The sequence below is a fragment of the Melioribacteraceae bacterium 4301-Me genome (assembly GCA_041538185.1).
In the GTDB taxonomy this organism is placed as follows: Bacteria; Bacteroidota; Ignavibacteria; order Ignavibacteriales; family Melioribacteraceae; genus Pyranulibacter; species Pyranulibacter aquaticus.
In genome coordinates this window covers 498573-515435 of the sequence record JBGORM010000001.1, presented here as the reverse complement: position 1 = coordinate 515435, position 16863 = coordinate 498573, and the positions used below count along the sequence as shown (strand labels likewise).

At 32.3% G+C, this 16863-nt stretch carries 13 protein-coding genes and 1 riboswitch; of the genes, 1 reads left to right on the top strand and 12 read right to left on the bottom strand.

Annotation, left to right across the window (positions count from 1 at the left end; genetic code table 11):
- Position 1 precedes the first annotated feature (1 nt).
- Positions 2–955 carry a TerC/Alx family metal homeostasis membrane protein gene (locus tag ABRY23_02175; GenBank protein MFA3781855.1) on the top strand — a complete coding sequence of 318 codons (954 nt, stop codon included), beginning with the start codon at positions 2–4 and terminating at the stop codon, positions 953–955.
- Here ABRY23_02175 and ABRY23_02170 read toward each other — a convergent pair.
- The 12 genes from ABRY23_02170 to mtnA all read right to left on the bottom strand — a co-directional run bounded on the left by ABRY23_02170 (position 888) and on the right by mtnA (position 16853).
- A complete protein-coding gene (locus tag ABRY23_02170; protein ID MFA3781854.1) occupies positions 888–2303 on the bottom strand; it encodes a sodium:solute symporter in 1416 nt (471 codons plus the stop codon). The two genes, ABRY23_02175 and ABRY23_02170, sit on opposite strands and share 68 nt — an antisense overlap.
- The gene (locus ABRY23_02165; protein ID MFA3781853.1) at positions 2290–2943 is read right to left on the bottom strand and encodes a thiamine diphosphokinase; all 654 of its coding nucleotides are present in this window, start codon (positions 2941–2943) and stop codon (positions 2290–2292) included. The genes ABRY23_02170 and ABRY23_02165 overlap by 14 nt, the downstream gene beginning before the upstream one ends.
- Positions 2943–5411, bottom strand: a complete 2469-nt coding sequence (locus tag ABRY23_02160) for a TonB-dependent receptor (GenBank protein ID MFA3781852.1) — start codon at positions 5409–5411, stop codon at positions 2943–2945. Before ABRY23_02160 ends, ABRY23_02165 begins: the two co-directional genes overlap by 1 nt.
- Before the next feature lie 60 nt (positions 5412–5471).
- Positions 5472–5575, bottom strand: a riboswitch (TPP riboswitch).
- Positions 5576–5612: 37 nt separating this feature from the next.
- Positions 5613–8408, bottom strand: coding sequence for a LysM peptidoglycan-binding domain-containing protein (locus tag ABRY23_02155; GenBank protein ID MFA3781851.1), 2796 nt, complete (start codon positions 8406–8408; stop codon positions 5613–5615).
- Positions 8409–8540: 132 nt separating this feature from the next.
- Positions 8541–10085, bottom strand: a complete 1545-nt coding sequence (locus ABRY23_02150) for an acyl-CoA carboxylase subunit beta (protein ID MFA3781850.1) — start codon at positions 10083–10085, stop codon at positions 8541–8543.
- 3 nt (positions 10086–10088) lie between these two features.
- Complete coding sequence (locus ABRY23_02145) at positions 10089–10859, bottom strand: ATP-binding cassette domain-containing protein (protein MFA3781849.1); 771 nt, start codon at positions 10857–10859, stop codon at positions 10089–10091.
- Complete coding sequence (locus tag ABRY23_02140; GenBank protein ID MFA3781848.1) at positions 10844–11611, bottom strand: ABC transporter permease subunit; 768 nt, start codon at positions 11609–11611, stop codon at positions 10844–10846. The genes ABRY23_02145 and ABRY23_02140 overlap by 16 nt, the downstream gene beginning before the upstream one ends.
- A 62-nt stretch (positions 11612–11673) precedes the next feature.
- Positions 11674–12315: an MBL fold metallo-hydrolase gene (locus tag ABRY23_02135; GenBank protein MFA3781847.1), complete on the bottom strand. Its 642-nt coding sequence runs from the start codon at positions 12313–12315 to the stop codon at positions 11674–11676.
- A gap of 3 nt (positions 12316–12318) precedes the next feature.
- Positions 12319–13527 carry a chorismate synthase gene (gene aroC / locus ABRY23_02130; protein MFA3781846.1) on the bottom strand — a complete coding sequence of 403 codons (1209 nt, stop codon included), beginning with the start codon at positions 13525–13527 and terminating at the stop codon, positions 12319–12321.
- Positions 13528–13603: 76 nt separating this feature from the next.
- Positions 13604–15100, bottom strand: a complete 1497-nt coding sequence (locus tag ABRY23_02125) for a Do family serine endopeptidase (protein MFA3781845.1) — start codon at positions 15098–15100, stop codon at positions 13604–13606.
- Positions 15101–15127: 27 nt separating this feature from the next.
- The gene (recO, locus tag ABRY23_02120; GenBank protein MFA3781844.1) at positions 15128–15865 is read right to left on the bottom strand and encodes a DNA repair protein RecO; all 738 of its coding nucleotides are present in this window, start codon (positions 15863–15865) and stop codon (positions 15128–15130) included.
- Entirely contained in the window at positions 15858–16853 is a 996-nt protein-coding gene (gene mtnA, locus ABRY23_02115) for an S-methyl-5-thioribose-1-phosphate isomerase (GenBank protein MFA3781843.1), read from the bottom strand. The genes recO and mtnA overlap by 8 nt, the downstream gene beginning before the upstream one ends.
- Between the last annotated feature and the right edge of the window lie 10 nt (positions 16854–16863).

The following is a 16863-nucleotide window of genomic DNA, read 5'->3' as shown; positions in this document are numbered from 1 at the left end:
TATGCTTGATAACGAAATCTTTTGGGGAATATTCATTATAACCATTGCAATCATGTTTTATATTGATCTTTATGCAACAGAGCATCGAATTGGTAAAATAGGAATAAAAGTTAGTCTTATATGGAGCGGAATTTGGATAATTACCGCTCTTCTTTTTAACATTCTAATTTTAATTTTACACGACGATGGCAAGCAAAAAGCAATTGAATTTCTTGCCGGCTATCTCATCGAAAAATCTTTATCAGTTGATAATCTTTTTGTATTCCTTATGATATTTAATGTTATGAACATAAAAGATGAATTTCAACCGCATGTTCTTAAATGGGGAATTTTAAGTGCTATTATAATGAGAATTGTATTTATACTTGCCGGTGTAACATTAATAAAAATTTTTCATCCTATAATTTACATCTTTGGGCTGTTGCTTTTTTATGCTGCTTATAAAATGCTGCTCGGGAAGCAAGAGAAAATTGACTTAGATAATAATAAGATTATAAAGTTCGTTTCAAAACGATTTCATATACAAACTAATTACGAAGGAAAATATTTTTTTACAAAAATTGATGGTAAAAAATATGTTACTACTTTATTTCTAACTTTTTTACTAATTGAATCCGCTGACTTAATTTTTGCTATTGATTCCATTCCTGCTGTTATTGCTATTACACGCGACCCTTTTATTGTAATCACTTCTAATATTTTTGCTGTCTTAGGTTTACGCGCACTATATTTTGCTATTGCAGGTATAGTACAAATGTTTACTTATTTAAAATATGGTGTTGGAATTATATTAGCTTATGTTGGAATTAAAATGATGATATCTGACTTTTACAAGATACCCACATTAATTTCACTATCAATCATTATCGCCTGCCTATTTTTATCTATTATAATTTCCTTAATCCAAAGAAAGGCTTCTTCCTCTGAAAAATTAAAACAGATAAATGAAAAATAAGAACAAATACCAATCCAATAATCATAGGCTCTATATCCCTTAGAAAAACATTCGTGATAAAATTACTTCTTACAAAAAACCATATTAAACTAAAAAATATTCCCCCTACCATTTCTATTAAAGCAAAAGCAGAATGAATTTTAATTTTTGCATAGTAAGAACTAATGATTAATATGACTAAGCTAGGAATACAAATACTGCCAATCGTGTACCATATTTGTATTACTGACTTAAAAAACAAAGCAATAATTATAGAGATAACAGATGAAAAAATTAGTCCCCACCTGGTGTAAGTTGTTATTTTTAATTGATTCCTACTAACACTCAATTTATATATAAAATCTCTGCCGAAAGTTGTTGCGCTCAAAAACATAAAGCTATTTAAAGTGGAAAGAATCGTTGCAAACATTGCAGAATAAAACAATCCCTTCCAACCACTTGTTAGAATTTTTTCAGCAAATAATGGAAATGACAAAACCGGGTCATTTAAGTTAGGTAGTTCTGCTCGTGCAAAAAGGCCAGTTGTAGTTGTTAAAAAGTCAAACAATGCCCAAAAGAAAACTGATATAATAATACCCTTAACTGCCACGTCCCCATTTTTAGCAGCGTAACAACGTTGATGAAATCCAGGGTCTACAAAAGTCCATAATGCAATTAGAAACCACACAATTAAGTACTCGGGCGATGCACCGCCTGTAATTGAAAGATGAGCTGCCGGCAGCCTTTTAGTTAAATATTCAACACCTCCAAGATTATTAATTGCAAAAAGAACTATAACAATAAATCCTAAAAACATAACAAAAAATTCAAATGCATCCGTATACAAATCTGATTTGTAACCACTTTTAAACAAATATATCATAGATAAAAGAGCAGCTAATATTAAAGAAAAAAATAAATCTATATGAAATATTAAGGCAATTAAATTCGCCACCATTAACAAGTATGGTGCAGGTGAGACAAGAACAGCTACAATTATTGCGGCAAACAGTCCTACTTTTCTGCCGTAAGTTTCTTCCAATTTATCAGGTATTGTAAACAATGAGGCTTGACGTATTTTTTTTGCAAAAGTAAGTGCAAATATTACGGCGAAAATATAATATGGTAGCCCTTGAGTTACCCAACTTAACAAACCGTATCTATACGTAAACTCACCTACACCTAATATGCCACCGTACCATGTAGAAACATTAGTTAACACAAATAACAGTAGACCAACTTTCCTACCGGATAATAAATAACCGTCTGTATCTTCTACTTTTACTTTTTCCGGTATAAATCCAATAACTATTACAAGCAGAAAAAAAAGAATTATTATGGAGGCATCTAAAATGCTAAATGAAACCATATTTTTTAATTATTTCGAATTGACGGATAACGAAAACTTTGCCGCGAGTAATTTTTAACCTTACTAAACTTCCTGTTGCAGAATTGCTGGTGCTTTCTTTAACTCCAAATGGCAGAGCTGTATTTTTTAATGGGTACTTTAAGCCGTGAGAAGTAATTTTAGTTTTTGAATTGAATCCATATATAGAAATTTGCTCATCTTTTATTGTTTGGAACTTTATATTTCCAGAGGCTGCAAATAAAAAGGATTTCTGATGAACAATTTTTATTTTTATACTATCATAAAATTTTAGAACAATACCCAAATTACAAAATGAATGATCAAGTCTATCTCCAGTAGCCGCTAATAATATTGCTTCAGTAAAGCCCTTTCTTATTGCATACTTTAAGCATTTTTCTACATCAGTACTATATTGACTTTTATATTTAATTATTTTGCACTTATTGGAGTAATATTCCAACACTTTTTTATTAATAGAATCCAAATCCCCGATTATGAAATCGGGGATTATTTTCAATGAATAAGCATGGTTAGCACCGCCATCAGCACAAAAGATAGTATTGTAATTCTTTTTCGTTAAAAAGTTTAGTACTGTCTTAGAAGGCTTTTGTCCATTTGCTATTATTATACATTTTTTCATTATATGCCAAATTTAAAACCAAATAAGAATGTCCTTTCAGCAGCAGGGAAAAAGCTTTTGCCAATTGCATAAGCAGCATACAAATTATCAAATACATTATTAATTTGTGCAAATATTTTTACAGGTCCAGAAAACAAATCAAGATTCAAATCGTAGCTTAAATATACATCAGTAGTAAAGTATGAAGGAACTTCATTGTCAGTATAGTCAATAAAATTAGGATAAAGCTTAAGATACTTAGCTAAATTTTTGTCGTAATTATCAGAGTAATACTTGCCGACATACTTAGCCGAAATATTTGCATAAAAATTATTATAATTTATTTTTATAATTCCGTTAAACATCACATCAGGAAACCCGCTTATTCTATTGCCGCTTAAATCAAGAGGAAAAGTTTGGCCATTGGATTTAATGTAATTAATTCCTTTAGAAATATAATTATCGCTGAGCGTACCATTAACTATAAATGAAAACCATTTATTGAATTTAACAGAAGCGGTTAATTCAATTCCTCTATGAATTGTTTGATCAGCATTTCCAGTGATTGGCTGTCCAAATCTATCCACTTGTCCTTGCTTAACAATTTCGTTGTTAAAAAGCATATAAAATAAATTAACAGAGAAAGCAACATTGTTAGCATTATAATCGGCACCAAATTCAAAATCGTTCATAGTTTCCGGGTTAACCAATGGTTTAGAAAAATCATAACTTCCATCTGGATTTACTTTAAATTGCGGTACGCTGCCACCGCTTGACTCTGCCGCATCATAGTAATTTTTAAGTCGTGGTTCACGAGTCGTACGTGCAAAAGCAAAGTAAAAGCTTAAGTTATTATTATAACTAAAATTAACTCCTAATCTTGGATTAACGAAAAGGTCACTTAAAGAAAAATTATTTGAAAGGTATCTTTCGTTTTTTATTTGATATTTATGATATGCAAATTGAAGTTCGCCTAATAAACTAAAGCGTTCATTTAAATAGTAATTTTCATGTACGAAGAAGTTAAAGATATTATTGCCCCCTTCGTAATAATAATAACGGAAAGATTTAGTTAGACCTTCTGGCAGATTACTTCCATAATTAATACTTCCCCAGTGAACCGAACTATGTAATCTAAATTCACCGCCAAAAATTAAGTCACCATTTTCATGTTTAAAACTTAGCCGCGGTATCCATCCCCATTGAGTATTATCTACTTGTGCACGTATTAGAGCATCAGTTGGATTTTGAGTTGGGTGAAAACCGTTCTGAGCTGTTAATCGGAAGTATGAAGTATCTGCCCATGAACCATCATAATCGAAAAAGCCATTTCCTAATACTAAAAAAAGAGCACTGTTAAATTTAATATTTTGAGTAATTTGCCATTCATTTAACAATTCAAAATGAGGTTGAAAAAAGTTTTCAATTTCTTCGGGTCTCCTTTCCAATGTATAAGTGTAATTATTATTATTTGCTTCCCAATAAGAATAATTTGCTCTTCGCAAGTTCTTATCTTTGATAGCAAACTTTGGTAATCCTTCATAAGCTAAGCCATCAGCTATTGGTCCGCCGTACAAGTTTAATTGAGTTATAAAATCTTTATCGTACCTTACCGCTGAGAAATAATAGGCTTTAAAGTTAGTCCAGCTGGAATTTCTATAACCACTGCTCAGTATTTGAGAAAGCTTTGCATAGAAGGAATATTTATTAGAAATCAATCCACTTCCAAAACTAAAACTATATTTACGAGTATTGTAGCTACCTACTGAACTGTTAAAATTAATTGTTGGTTTATCTGTAAAGGAAGACGTGATAATGTTAATTGAACCTCCGATAGCAGGATAACCAATTATTCCAGAACCCGCTCCTCTTTGTACTTGAATTAGTTCAGTATTATCCAACAAGTCGGGAAAATCAAGCCAATAAACATTATGGTCTTCAGGATCGTTTTGAGGTATACCATTTATAGAAACAGAAATTCTCCTTTGGTCAAAACCGCGGATACTAAGATAATTATAACCAATGCCATTTCCATTTTCTGAATAAAAAGTGGTTGATGGCAGACTACTGAGTATTTGAGGAATATCCTGTACTATATAATCAGCTTGTATCTCTGCCCGATTAACTTTAGAAAAAGTTATTGGGGTTTTCCCTTCTTCACCTATGCTGGCTTCAACTAAAATAGTCTGGCTAGGGATTAATTTACTATTCAAATAAATGTTTTTAACTACATTTGGAGTGAATTCCGACACCGAAAAAATTTTAGGCTCGTAACCAAGGTAACTTATTTTAATTTTATCGCTTAAGTTTAGTTGATAACTTAAGGTAAAATAACCAGAAGAATCAGAAGAAGTTCCAATGTTTTTACCTTCTACTATAATGTTTGCGAAAGGTAATGGTGATTGGTCTGATGCTTTCAAGACTCTTCCTTTAATTTGTGCAAAAAGAGTGCATGAATAAATAAAAAAAAGAATAATTAAGTATTTCATTTTATCCCTCCTTTTTTTGAGAAATAAAAAAGCCGTTACGGGAAAACGGCTTATACTTAATTATTCTCGCCGCCGTTTTCCTACGCTGGTATTATCCAGATCAGGTTCAAGGGTATGTTCTCAGCCACTCAGCACTATAATGAGGGGCACCCCTAACGACTTTTTTAAAATATGTTAAAGAACTACTAAATTGTTAATTAATTAAAATATTTTTAGTGTTTGTCCAACTTTAATTTTATCATCTTCTAAATTATTCCATGAAATAATATCGTTTACTTTCACATTGTACTTTTTAGCAATAGTCCACAAAGATTCGCCCTCTCTAACTTTATGAATTTTAGCGTTCTTGTCAATGCCTTTCTTAGTTATTTTATTCTTTTTATTAGGTGATGTTTTTGTTGCTGTATTTCCAAGCGGCTGCTTTACAATTAACTGCTGACCTACTTTAATCAGGTTATTACTAAGGTCATTCCATTTTTTTAAAACATTGACCGAAGTGTTAAACTTACGAGCTATTTCTCCAAGAGTATCGTTTTTTCTTACAATATAGTAAATAGAATCATTAGTTATTTCATCACCAACTGAAGTTGCATTTTCAGAAGCAGAAACGTCATTATGTGTGTAAATTGTAAGACTCTGTCCAGCAATTAAAATATCGTCATGAAGATTATTCCATTTTTTTATATCAGAAATTTTCACCTTAAAAGCGTTAGCAATTTCACTAATAGTATCACCCTTTTTGATTCTATAGCTAATTTCATTAGCATCTTTTTTGGTTGTGTTGTCTCCATAAGAAATTGGATTATCTTTACCATGAATCTTAAGATAAGTACCTGCAACAATTCGATTAGATGACAGCCTGTTCCATAATCTTAACTGTGCAACCGAAACACCAAACTTTAACGCAATTTCACTTAAAGAATCACCCCTTTTAACCTTATATTTAGTTACATATTGTTCACTGGCAGTGTTATTAGATTTAGTATAGCTCAAGTATTTAGGATCACCAGCATAAATCATTATTTTTTTTCCGCGGTGAATAATGTCGCTTCTTAAATTATTCCATTCTTTAATTTGAGCAACTGTAACTCCATATTTAGATGCAATGGTGGAAAGATTTTCACCATTTTTAATCCTATGTTCAATCCACACATTTCCAGAGTTTGCAGATAATAGTGCCAACTTCTCATTTTTTGAGATTGCATCGAGTTTTGCATAATAGTCTTTTTTGTCCTTAGGCACATACATTGTTAATGTTTGACCAACATGTATTGTTGAAGTATATGGCAGGTTATTCCAATTTCTTATATCCGAAACTCTAACATCGAACAAATCTGCAATGTCGACTAAATTATCATATCTTTTAACTGTATATTGAACAGGCTCGGAATTATCAGGAATAATTATTTTTACTGAATCATGGCCTATATCGTTATAAATCTTCATAAATTTATCCGGGTTAGTAGCATCAGTAACTTGGAATTGGTAAGGTGCCACCGAATCAATCGATGCAATTTCATCTTCAATTGCTAGCATAGTGTCGGTATTAATAGCAGAATCGTCGAAATTATAATTTTGTGTTGGTATACGTAATTCTTCGCCAGGTCTAATTCGAGATCTAACAGAGATGTTGTTTAATTCCGCTAGCTGATTTAAATCAACGTTATACTGTTCAGCAATTTGAGAAAGAGTTTCGCCGCGTTTCACCTCATGCATCACAAACTTTAGTCTCGCATCATCTGGAATGGATGACAGGTTTTGCACAAATGCATCATAAGTTTTAGCAGGAACTTTTAATGGGTAACCACCTTTGTAATCTGGCGGTGTATAAGGCTGCAGCAATTCAGGATTCATATCTTTTAGTAAGTCAACACTAATGCCAGCACATTTAGCCAAAATGTTTAAGTCAGTAGCTTCATTTACATTATAGACTTTGTATTCAGTAGGCTTTTCGTATTGAATATTTGTAAAGCCATATTTTTCTGGTTGGCTTGCAATTAAAGTAATTGCAATATATTGTGGAACGTAACTTCTTGTTTCTCGCGGCAAAAAAGGTCTAATTTTCCAAAAATCACTTGAACCTGCGCGTCTCATTGCCCTGCGAACATTTCCTTCGCCAGTATTATATGCTGCAATGGCTAAGTACCAATCACCCAAAGAATAATATAAATCTCTTAAGTGCCTTGCAGCGGCTCTTGTTGCTTTTTCCGGGTCTCTTCTTTCATCTACATTAAAATCAACATTTAAATCGTATAATCTTCCTGTGCCTCTAACAAATTGCCAAAGACCAACAGCTCTTGCCCAAGATCTTGCGTTTGGATTCAAGCCGCTTTCAACCATGCTTAAAAATATTAATTGCTGTGGTACTTTTTCTTCTGCAAAAATTTTAGCCATCATTGGAAAATATTTACCGGAGCGTGACAACCATAATTCAACATATTGTCTTCCTCTTCCAGTAAAATATTCAATAAATTGTTCGACGTATCTGTTCACATCCAAAGAAAAATCACCTATTACAATAACAGTATTTTGAACTTCTTCTTCTTCTGTATTTGTTGAATCTTGATTTTGCCCTTCTACGTCCGATATGTTTTTGTTTATCCATTCTTCTAAAGCAGAAATAGAGACATCTTTTGGTAACTCATCTAAGCTCTCTACATATTTTTGATAGTCTTCAACTATTGAATTTTCTAATTCCAAAAAGGATTCATTCTCTTCAACAGTCGGATAATAACTAATCGAGTTTATTTTTGATAATGCTGATTCATAAAGATTTAGTGCCTCTGTCTTAAAACCTAATTTTTGTTTATAAAGAGCATTTACATAATCTTTCCTAGCAGATTCCATCATCTCATTAATTACATTTGTTGTTTGGGCTGTCTTAACTGTATCCTTTGTTTGCTGTTGATTATTTTTGGCAACTGGAGTAATAACACCACAAGAGTAGAGAAAGATTGTTAAGATAGCTGCAGTAATGGTAAAAATTATCCTTCGCACTAAAACTCCTTTTGTATTTTTTCTTTTGCAAGTTAAAGTCTTATGGAAATATTGTCAAGTTAATTGTGAAATAATTCAATTATTCTATTACTATCTAAGGTGTTAATTCTACTCTGTATTTATCAAAAAATTTTACAAAGGTATATTAGAATGCTTCTTTTTAGGATTAGAATCAACTTTAGTTTTCAGAAGATGGAACGCATTGACCAATTTTAATTTTGTTTCATGAGGGATAATAACATCATCAATATAACCCCATTCGGCTGCAACGTAAGGGTTAGCAAATTTGTCAGTGTATTCATTAACCCTTTTTTCAATCAGTGCTTGAGAATTATCGCTTTTAGAAATTTCTTTTCTAAAAATTATTTCAACTGCGCCTTTTGGACCCATCACTGCAATTTCTGCTGTAGGCCAGGCAAAGTTAAAGTCCCCTCGTATGTGTTTAGAGTTCATAACGTCGTATGCACCACCATAAGCCTTTCGAATAATGACTGTTATTTTAGGTACGGTTGCTTCTGAAAATGCGAATAGTAATTTTGAGCCGTGTCTAATTATGCCGTTCCATTCTTGCTCTGTACCTGGTAAAAATCCAGGTACATCTTCTAAAACTAATAAAGGAATGTTAAATGCGTCGCAGAATCTTACAAATCTTGCACCTTTTACGGAAGCATTAATATCTAAAACACCAGCCAGCACAATAGGCTGGTTTGCAATCACACCAACAGAAATTCCTCCAACTCTTCCAAATCCAACAATTATGTTCTGAGCATAATTTTCATGCACTTCTAAAAATTTTTCGTCATCTAAAATCAGCTTAATTATTTTCTTCATATCATAAGGTTTGTTAGGATTATCCGGCACAATTTCATCTAACTCTGGAATAAATAAATCTTGCTCAAAGTTAAAAGTTTTTTGTGGTGGTGTTTCTCTCCAGTTAGAAGGAAGATACTCCAGCAACTCTCTTATTTTTTGAAATACCTCTACTTCATTATCATATATAAAGTGCGCTACACCGCTTTTTGTAGCATGAGTTTCAGCACCGCCAAGTTCTTCAAAACTAACTTCTTCATGTGTAACAGTTTTTACGACATTAGGACCTGTAACAAACATGTGACTTGTACCTTTAACCATGAAAATAAAATCAGTAATTGCTGGTGAGTAAACAGCACCTCCTGCACAAGGGCCTAAAATTGCACTAATTTGTGGAATAACACCTGAGGCTAATGTATTTCTCAAAAAAATATCTGCATAACCTCCAAGACTAACTACACCTTCTTGTATTCGCGCTCCGCCGGAATCATTTAACCCAATAACAGGAATACCAAGTTTCATTGCGCCATCCATTATCTTGCATATTTTTTCAGCGTGAGCTTTAGAAAGTGACCCACCAAAAACAGTAAAATCTTGGCTGTAAATTGCAACAGCTCTTCCATTTATTGTTGCATAGCCAGTTACTACTCCATCGCCCAGCAACTTTTGCTGCTCTAACCCAAAGTCAGATGAGCGGTGTTTGACAAACATATCAATTTCGTTAAAACTGCCTGGATCGACCAAAAGTTGAACTCTTTCTCGAGCTGTGAGTTTGCCTTTTTCGTGTTGGCTTTTAATTTTTTCTTCTCCACCGCCTAACAATGCCAACTGACGCAACTGAAGAAGTTTTTCTATTTTTTTCTCCATTATTTAAAAAGTTATTTTAAAAAATTGTCTTGATAAGTTTTGTTTAAAGTATCGTTCTACTTCGTTTTTAATTTTTTCGGCTGTCTCATTAGTTAATATATCCTCAGTACGCTTTTCAGGAAAATTAACTGCTAATTCTGTAAGTCTGCCCTTTGCATTTTTTTTAAATAAAATAATTTTATCGGAAAGAAAAATTGCTTCCGTAATATCTGTAGTTGCTAATAAGATAGTTATATTTAACTCTTTAACAACTTGTCGAGTTAAATTGTAAATATCGTATTTATAATCCGCTGAAATATCATTAAATGGTTCATCAAGTAATATTATGTTTCCACCAGCTGCCAATGCTCGGGCTAAAGCAATTCTATATCTAAATCCAATACTTTTGTTATGTGGATAGTGTTTTTCATAGCCTTCAAGACCAACCTTCTCAATAAAGTTTAAAACGGCTTTATCGGATTTGTCTTCTGCAAATAATTTAATATTCTCTTCAACATTAAACCAAGGGAAAGATGAAGGCTTAGAAGGAATGAAAACAATTTTTGAATCTTTCTGTTTATTGATTTCACCGCTGTCAAATTTTATTAAGCCAGCAATTATTCTCAATAAAGTAGATTTTCCTGAGCCAACTGGTGCAATTACAGTATTAACTTTTTTTTCGTCTATATCAAAGCTAATATCTGTAAATATAGTTTTTTTATAACCAGCATAATCAATATATTCCTTTGTTAGATTCTTAACTGTGAGCATGCTTAACTTTATTCCTTTTTCCAAAATATAAGTCTCTTATTGATAATAATAATAATTCCCTCGCCTATCCAAATCAAAATAAAAACAATTAAACCTATTAAAATTAATGCAGATAAGTCCCTGTATTCAACAATCAAATAAAAAACAGCTCCAATTCCATTTATTTTTCCAATATATTCATATAACAAAACGAATGTCCACAAATAATAATGAAGACTCCTCAACTGACTAAAAATTTCTACTTGTGAATATTTCCAAAAAACTTTTTTATATAATTCTTTTTTATTTAATTGGAGACAAAGAGCAGACTCAACATAATAATGTGGGATGGTACTTATCTCTTTAGCAAGAATACTTAACATAAAGATGAGTGATATAACAGTGGAAAAAATAAATTCGCTTAATATTGAATTATGAAGCCAAAAGTATAATATTATCGTCATCACAAAAGGCGAAAAAAATTTAAATATTCTTGATAAAAGTATAATTCCAGGAAAATTTACAAATAGACTTACGAATATGCCCGAAAAAATTTCTATAGCTAAATATGAAATAATTAGTGAGGCATATATTAAAGTGGTAGTTAATGCAAGATGTTGTAGAAGATTATATTGACTCCAAAGCGAGCTAAACGATTCTTTTAATAACGATGGCTTAGGTAAAAATGAATTGATAGGTAAAATAAATTCAAATAGGATTAGATAAATAAATAGCAGCGTTATAATAACGTAAAAATATTCTTTACTTTTATTTTTTTTAGAAGTAACTACGGTCATTTTTGTTTAATTAAAAAGTTGTTCTAAATAACAATATATCCATTAAGAACTCATAAATCAATTTAAATAAGAAAAGGATTATGTAATTTTTCATATCCTATTGTACTTGGTTCACCATGTCCAGGATATATTTTAACATCCTCAGGTAAAGTAAACAGTTTTGTTTTAATTGAATTGATTAACAAGTTATAATCTCCTCCCCATAAATCTGTTCTTCCAATTCCCTCTTTAAAAAGTACGTCGCCAGTAATACAAACACTTTCTAAGGGGAAATAAATACAATATTCACCAGGTGTATGACCAGGAGTAAATAAAAATTTGCCTATAGTTCCGTCAAGATTTAACTCAATTTCCTCAGAAATTAGTTTATCGGGTTGAGGTGATTCTTTCAAATTCATTCCAAAATTTTTAGCATGCTCTTCCATTAATTTTAGCATAAAAACATCTTTATCTGGTGCCCAAAATTCACATTTATAATTTTCTTTGATGAATTTATTGCCTAAGATATGGTCGATATGGCAGTGAGTATTTATCAAAAATTTTATTGACAATAAATTGGTCTTTATGAAGTCAGCTATTTGCTGTTCCTCGTAAGGACTGCTGCAGCCTGGGTCAACGACGGCAGTGCATTTAGAGTTAGTATCCCAAATTAAGTAAGTATTTTCTTGAAATGGATTAAAGACGAACTTTTTTATTTCTATCATCAATTACCTGCTTTTAAAATTCTTTTTAATTCTCAAAGGAATTTTTTTTATATAAGAATTGTAATTATCCATAACTTCTTCAATAGAGTCACCTCCAAATTTTTCTAAAAACTTGTTAGCTAAAACTAATGCCAGCATTGATTCGCCAATTACAGCACATGCGGGCACTGCAACAAAATCGCTTCTTTCTCTACGTGCTTTAATTTCTTTCATTGTAGAAAGGTCAACAGTAGAAATTGGAGACATTAATGTAGCTATCGGTTTCATTGCTGCACGTACTATTATTGGTAGTCCGGTTGAAGTTCCACCTTCAATTCCACCTGCTCGATTTGTTCGTCTGCTTAGGACACCATTTTTAATAACTATTTCATCATGAGACTGTGACCCAAAAATTTCTGCTGAAGAAAAGCCCGTTCCAATTTCTACACCTTTAACTGCATTAATTGACATAAAAGCATGTGCGATATCAGCATCTAACTTTGTATCGTAATGAACAAAACTGCCTAAACCTACGGGCACTCCAGTAGCCACAACAACAAACGTACCGCCTAATGTATCGCCTTTTTTCTTGGCAGTTTTGATTTTGCTTATAATTTTCTCTTCTTGTTTTTTCTCTAAAACGCGCACTGGACTTTTATCTGCTTTCAAGTTAATTGTATTAGCAGCAGATTTAAATTTGTTTTCAAACAACTGGTTAAGGAAATTATTAGCTGGATAAACCCCGCCAATGCTCTCAACAAAGCTGCCAATGTAAATATTGAATATTTCTAAAAATATTTTTGCTATTGAGCCCGCTGCAACTCTCGCTGCAGTTTCTCTCGCACTTGATCTTTCTATTGAGTTTCGAATATCATCGTAATTGTATTTTGTTACTCCAACTAAATCTGCATGGCCTGGTCTTGGAACGGTAATTTTATCGGCATGTTTTCCAATTTTTTCTGTACTAAGTATTTCCGTCCAGTTTTCCCAATCTTTGTTTTTAATAAACAACGAAATAGGTGAGCCAAGAGTTTTACCATATCTTACGCCGCTTAATATTTCAGCAGTGTCAGATTCAATTTTCATTCTAAGACCACGACCGTAGCCGCCTTGTCTTCTTTTAAGTTCTTTATTTATATACTCTTGATTAATTTCTAAGTTGGAAGGAATTCCTGAGATAATAGTTGTTAATCCTTTCCCGTGAGATTCACCAGCAGTGTAATATTTAAGCATTCTTTAACCGTATTTTTTTACGTCGCAATATAAAAAAAGCGCTCTAAATTAGAGCGCTTTTTTTAACGGGAGCGCATCATTTATTTGGAACTTCCAACCCTACAAATCTTGAATTGCCTTGACTATCAACAATTCTTAGAAGAACCGCACCGCCTCGTTTGCTCTCAATAATCTTTTTAAATTCACCAATGGATTCAATAGGTTTCTTATCGACTTGAGTTATAACTGTATTTTCTGGAATCTTTTGATTATATGCTCTGCCAAATTGTTTTACATCTGTTATCATAATACCAGACTTTACATTGTAATCCGATTTCTCTTGAGAGGTTAAATTCCTTACAGTCATTCCTAGGTCATCTAAGGTTATTTCAGTCTTATTCATATCCTCATCAATATTTCTATCTTTCTTATCAGAAGCAGTAATTACGTCATTATCTTTACTATTAGCTTTTAGGGTTACGCTTCTTTCAATCGTTTTGCCGTTTCTAAATAAAGTTAAAACAACTTTATCTCCAGCACGCTTTGTAGCAATATAAGCCTGTAGTTCGTTGGGTCGATTGACTTCTTTCCCATCAATTTTAAGTATTACATCACCGGCTTGGATGTCTTCTTTAGATGCGGCACCATCTTTCAATATTTCTTGAATCATAACACCTCTTGGCTCATTAAGTCCAATTGCCTTAGCGGTTTGAGCATCCACCTCTGTAATACTAACACCAATGTAACCGCGAGTAATCTTACCATGAGCAATTAAATCGTGCGCAACCGACTTTGCAATATTAATTGGTATTGCGAATCCGTAACCTATATAACTTTGAGTCATACCATTAGTAGCAATTGCAGAATTAATTCCAATAACAGCACCATTTAAGTCGACCAAAGCTCCGCCGCTGTTACCTGGATTAATAGCAGCATCGGTCTGAATATAGTTCTCGACGCCATATTTATCTTTTATTATGTTAATGTTTCGGCCGGTTGCGCTAATAATTCCTGCGGTTACAGTAGAAGTTAACGACAATGGATTACCAATTGCCATAACCCATTGGCCTACTTTAATATTGTCCGAATCACCCAAATAAGCAACTGGTAAATCTGTTGCATCAATTTTTATTACACCTAAATCAGTAAGCGGGTCAGTTCCTATAACTTTTGCATCGAACTGCCTTTTGTCGTACAACGTAACTTCAACTTGTTCTGCATTTTCTACGACATGATTATTAGTTAATATATATCCATCGGGGGAAATTATGATACCGCTTCCAGATCCTAATTCTTCTTTAGGTATATCTTTGAACGGAAAAAACCATTTAAATTCATCTGGTATAGAGTTTTTGACCTTGCTAACGACATTAATTTGTACAATAGATGGGGTCACCTTTTGGGCGACATTTATAAAAGCGTTATTAAATGCTTCGGCTTGTGGATCAAGGGTTGTAACAGGCGGTTTAGTAGCTCCAATTTGAATATCAGCATAACTTGGTTTTATCCAGCCAAACCCTGAGACCAACACTACGCCGAATACAATCCCGATTATAATTAATGATACAGTTCCTATAATACCTCTTCGCTGCATTTTTTTATACCTCCAATTATTTATTTCTTAATATAGTTTAATTGACCTCAAACCTTTAAACTCGTGTACATGATACATTAAATACTTCTCTAAAAAAAATATAATTTTATTGAGGTCATCATGTTCATAACTAACATTATTAATTTTGGAGTTTAGACAAACAAAAAAATTGAAAAGTTCCTTTGTGAAATCGAAAAAACTTTCGCTGACACTTCTGCAAGTCTCACACAAAAAACCTTTCTCTAAGTTAAAGGATATTCTTTTTTCATTAACTAATTTTTTACCGCAGTTGGTACAATTCTCATAAGGAATTTCGTAACCAATTTCTTTTATAAAAAAAATAAAATATTTGACGAATAAAAACTTTGGAGTATATTTAGCTTCGTTAATCATTTCAAGAATTCTTACTGTGCCTTTATATAATTTTTTATGCGGCTCGTACTCTGCAGTCAAATTATGTAGCAATTCAATAACTGCCGAAGAATATTTCATTTTTTCTAAGTCTTCATTGATCTTATGGAAATGTTTTATCAAATCAACTTGACTAATAATTTGAATGTCCCTTGTTTCTTTTTTATAAAAAACTATTTGCACTATATTAAATGAGTCAAGTGCTACCCCAATTTTTGATTTTGGAGAACGGGCACCTTTTAATATTGCAGATAATTTCCCATACTCTTCTGTAAAAAAGTGAACTATTTTACTAGTATCCCCAAAATTAATTTTGTTTAATACTACTGCTTCTGTTTTTAGTAACTCAGACATTTTTAAAATAATATGGAGGTAAATGAAAATCTTTTTCGGTAATGATAGCGGTAATTAAGTTATTTGGAGTAACATCAAAAGCTGGAGAGTAAACATTGTAATTATCTTTTGTTATTTGTACATTTTTTATATGAGTAATTTCTGCTTTATCACGAAGTTCAATTTTAATTTCATCGCCATTACTACAATTTTTATCAATCGAAGATGTTGGAGCTGCAACATAAAAAGGAAGCTTATGATAATTTGACAAAACCGCAAGATTGTAAGTACCAATCTTATTGGCAGTATCACCGTTTAAAGCTATTCTATCAGCGCCAACAATTACTAAATCAATTTTATCTTGTTTCATTAAAAAAGCTGCTGTAGAATCTGTTATTATTGTAAAAGGAATTCCATGTTTATCAAGTTCAAAAGCAGTTAACCTAGAGCCTTGCATTAAAGGCCGAGTTTCATCAACGAACACGTGTTGTACAAATCCATTTTCAAATCCTTTTTTAATAACATTTAAAGCTGTTCCGTTGCCCGCAGTTGCTAAACTGCCAGTGTTGCAATGAGTTAACACGTTAGATTTTTTATAAAATATTTTATTCCCATTTACTGCAATTGCTTCGCACTTTTTTATATCATCCTGCAGTATTTCATTTGCTTTTTCAAATAAAAGTGGTAGCAAAATCTTTGAATTTTTATTTGCATAATAGACTTTTTTCATTTCATCTAATGCCCAAAATAAGTTTACTGCAGTCGGTCTAGTCATGGCTAATCGGCGATTAATTTTTTCAAAGTTACTCTCGGTTTGGTCTGATAGTAATCCAACAGCTATCGCATAAGCTGCGGCAACACCTATTGCTGGTGCGCCTCTAATTTCTAATCGTTCAATTGCTAAGGCAATTCTTTCGTAGTCGTTAGTTGCAATATAATTTTCTTCTAAAGGAAGTTTTGTTTGGTCAAGAAAGATGAGATTGCCGTTATCAAATTCTATAGTTCTTATTTTTTGCATT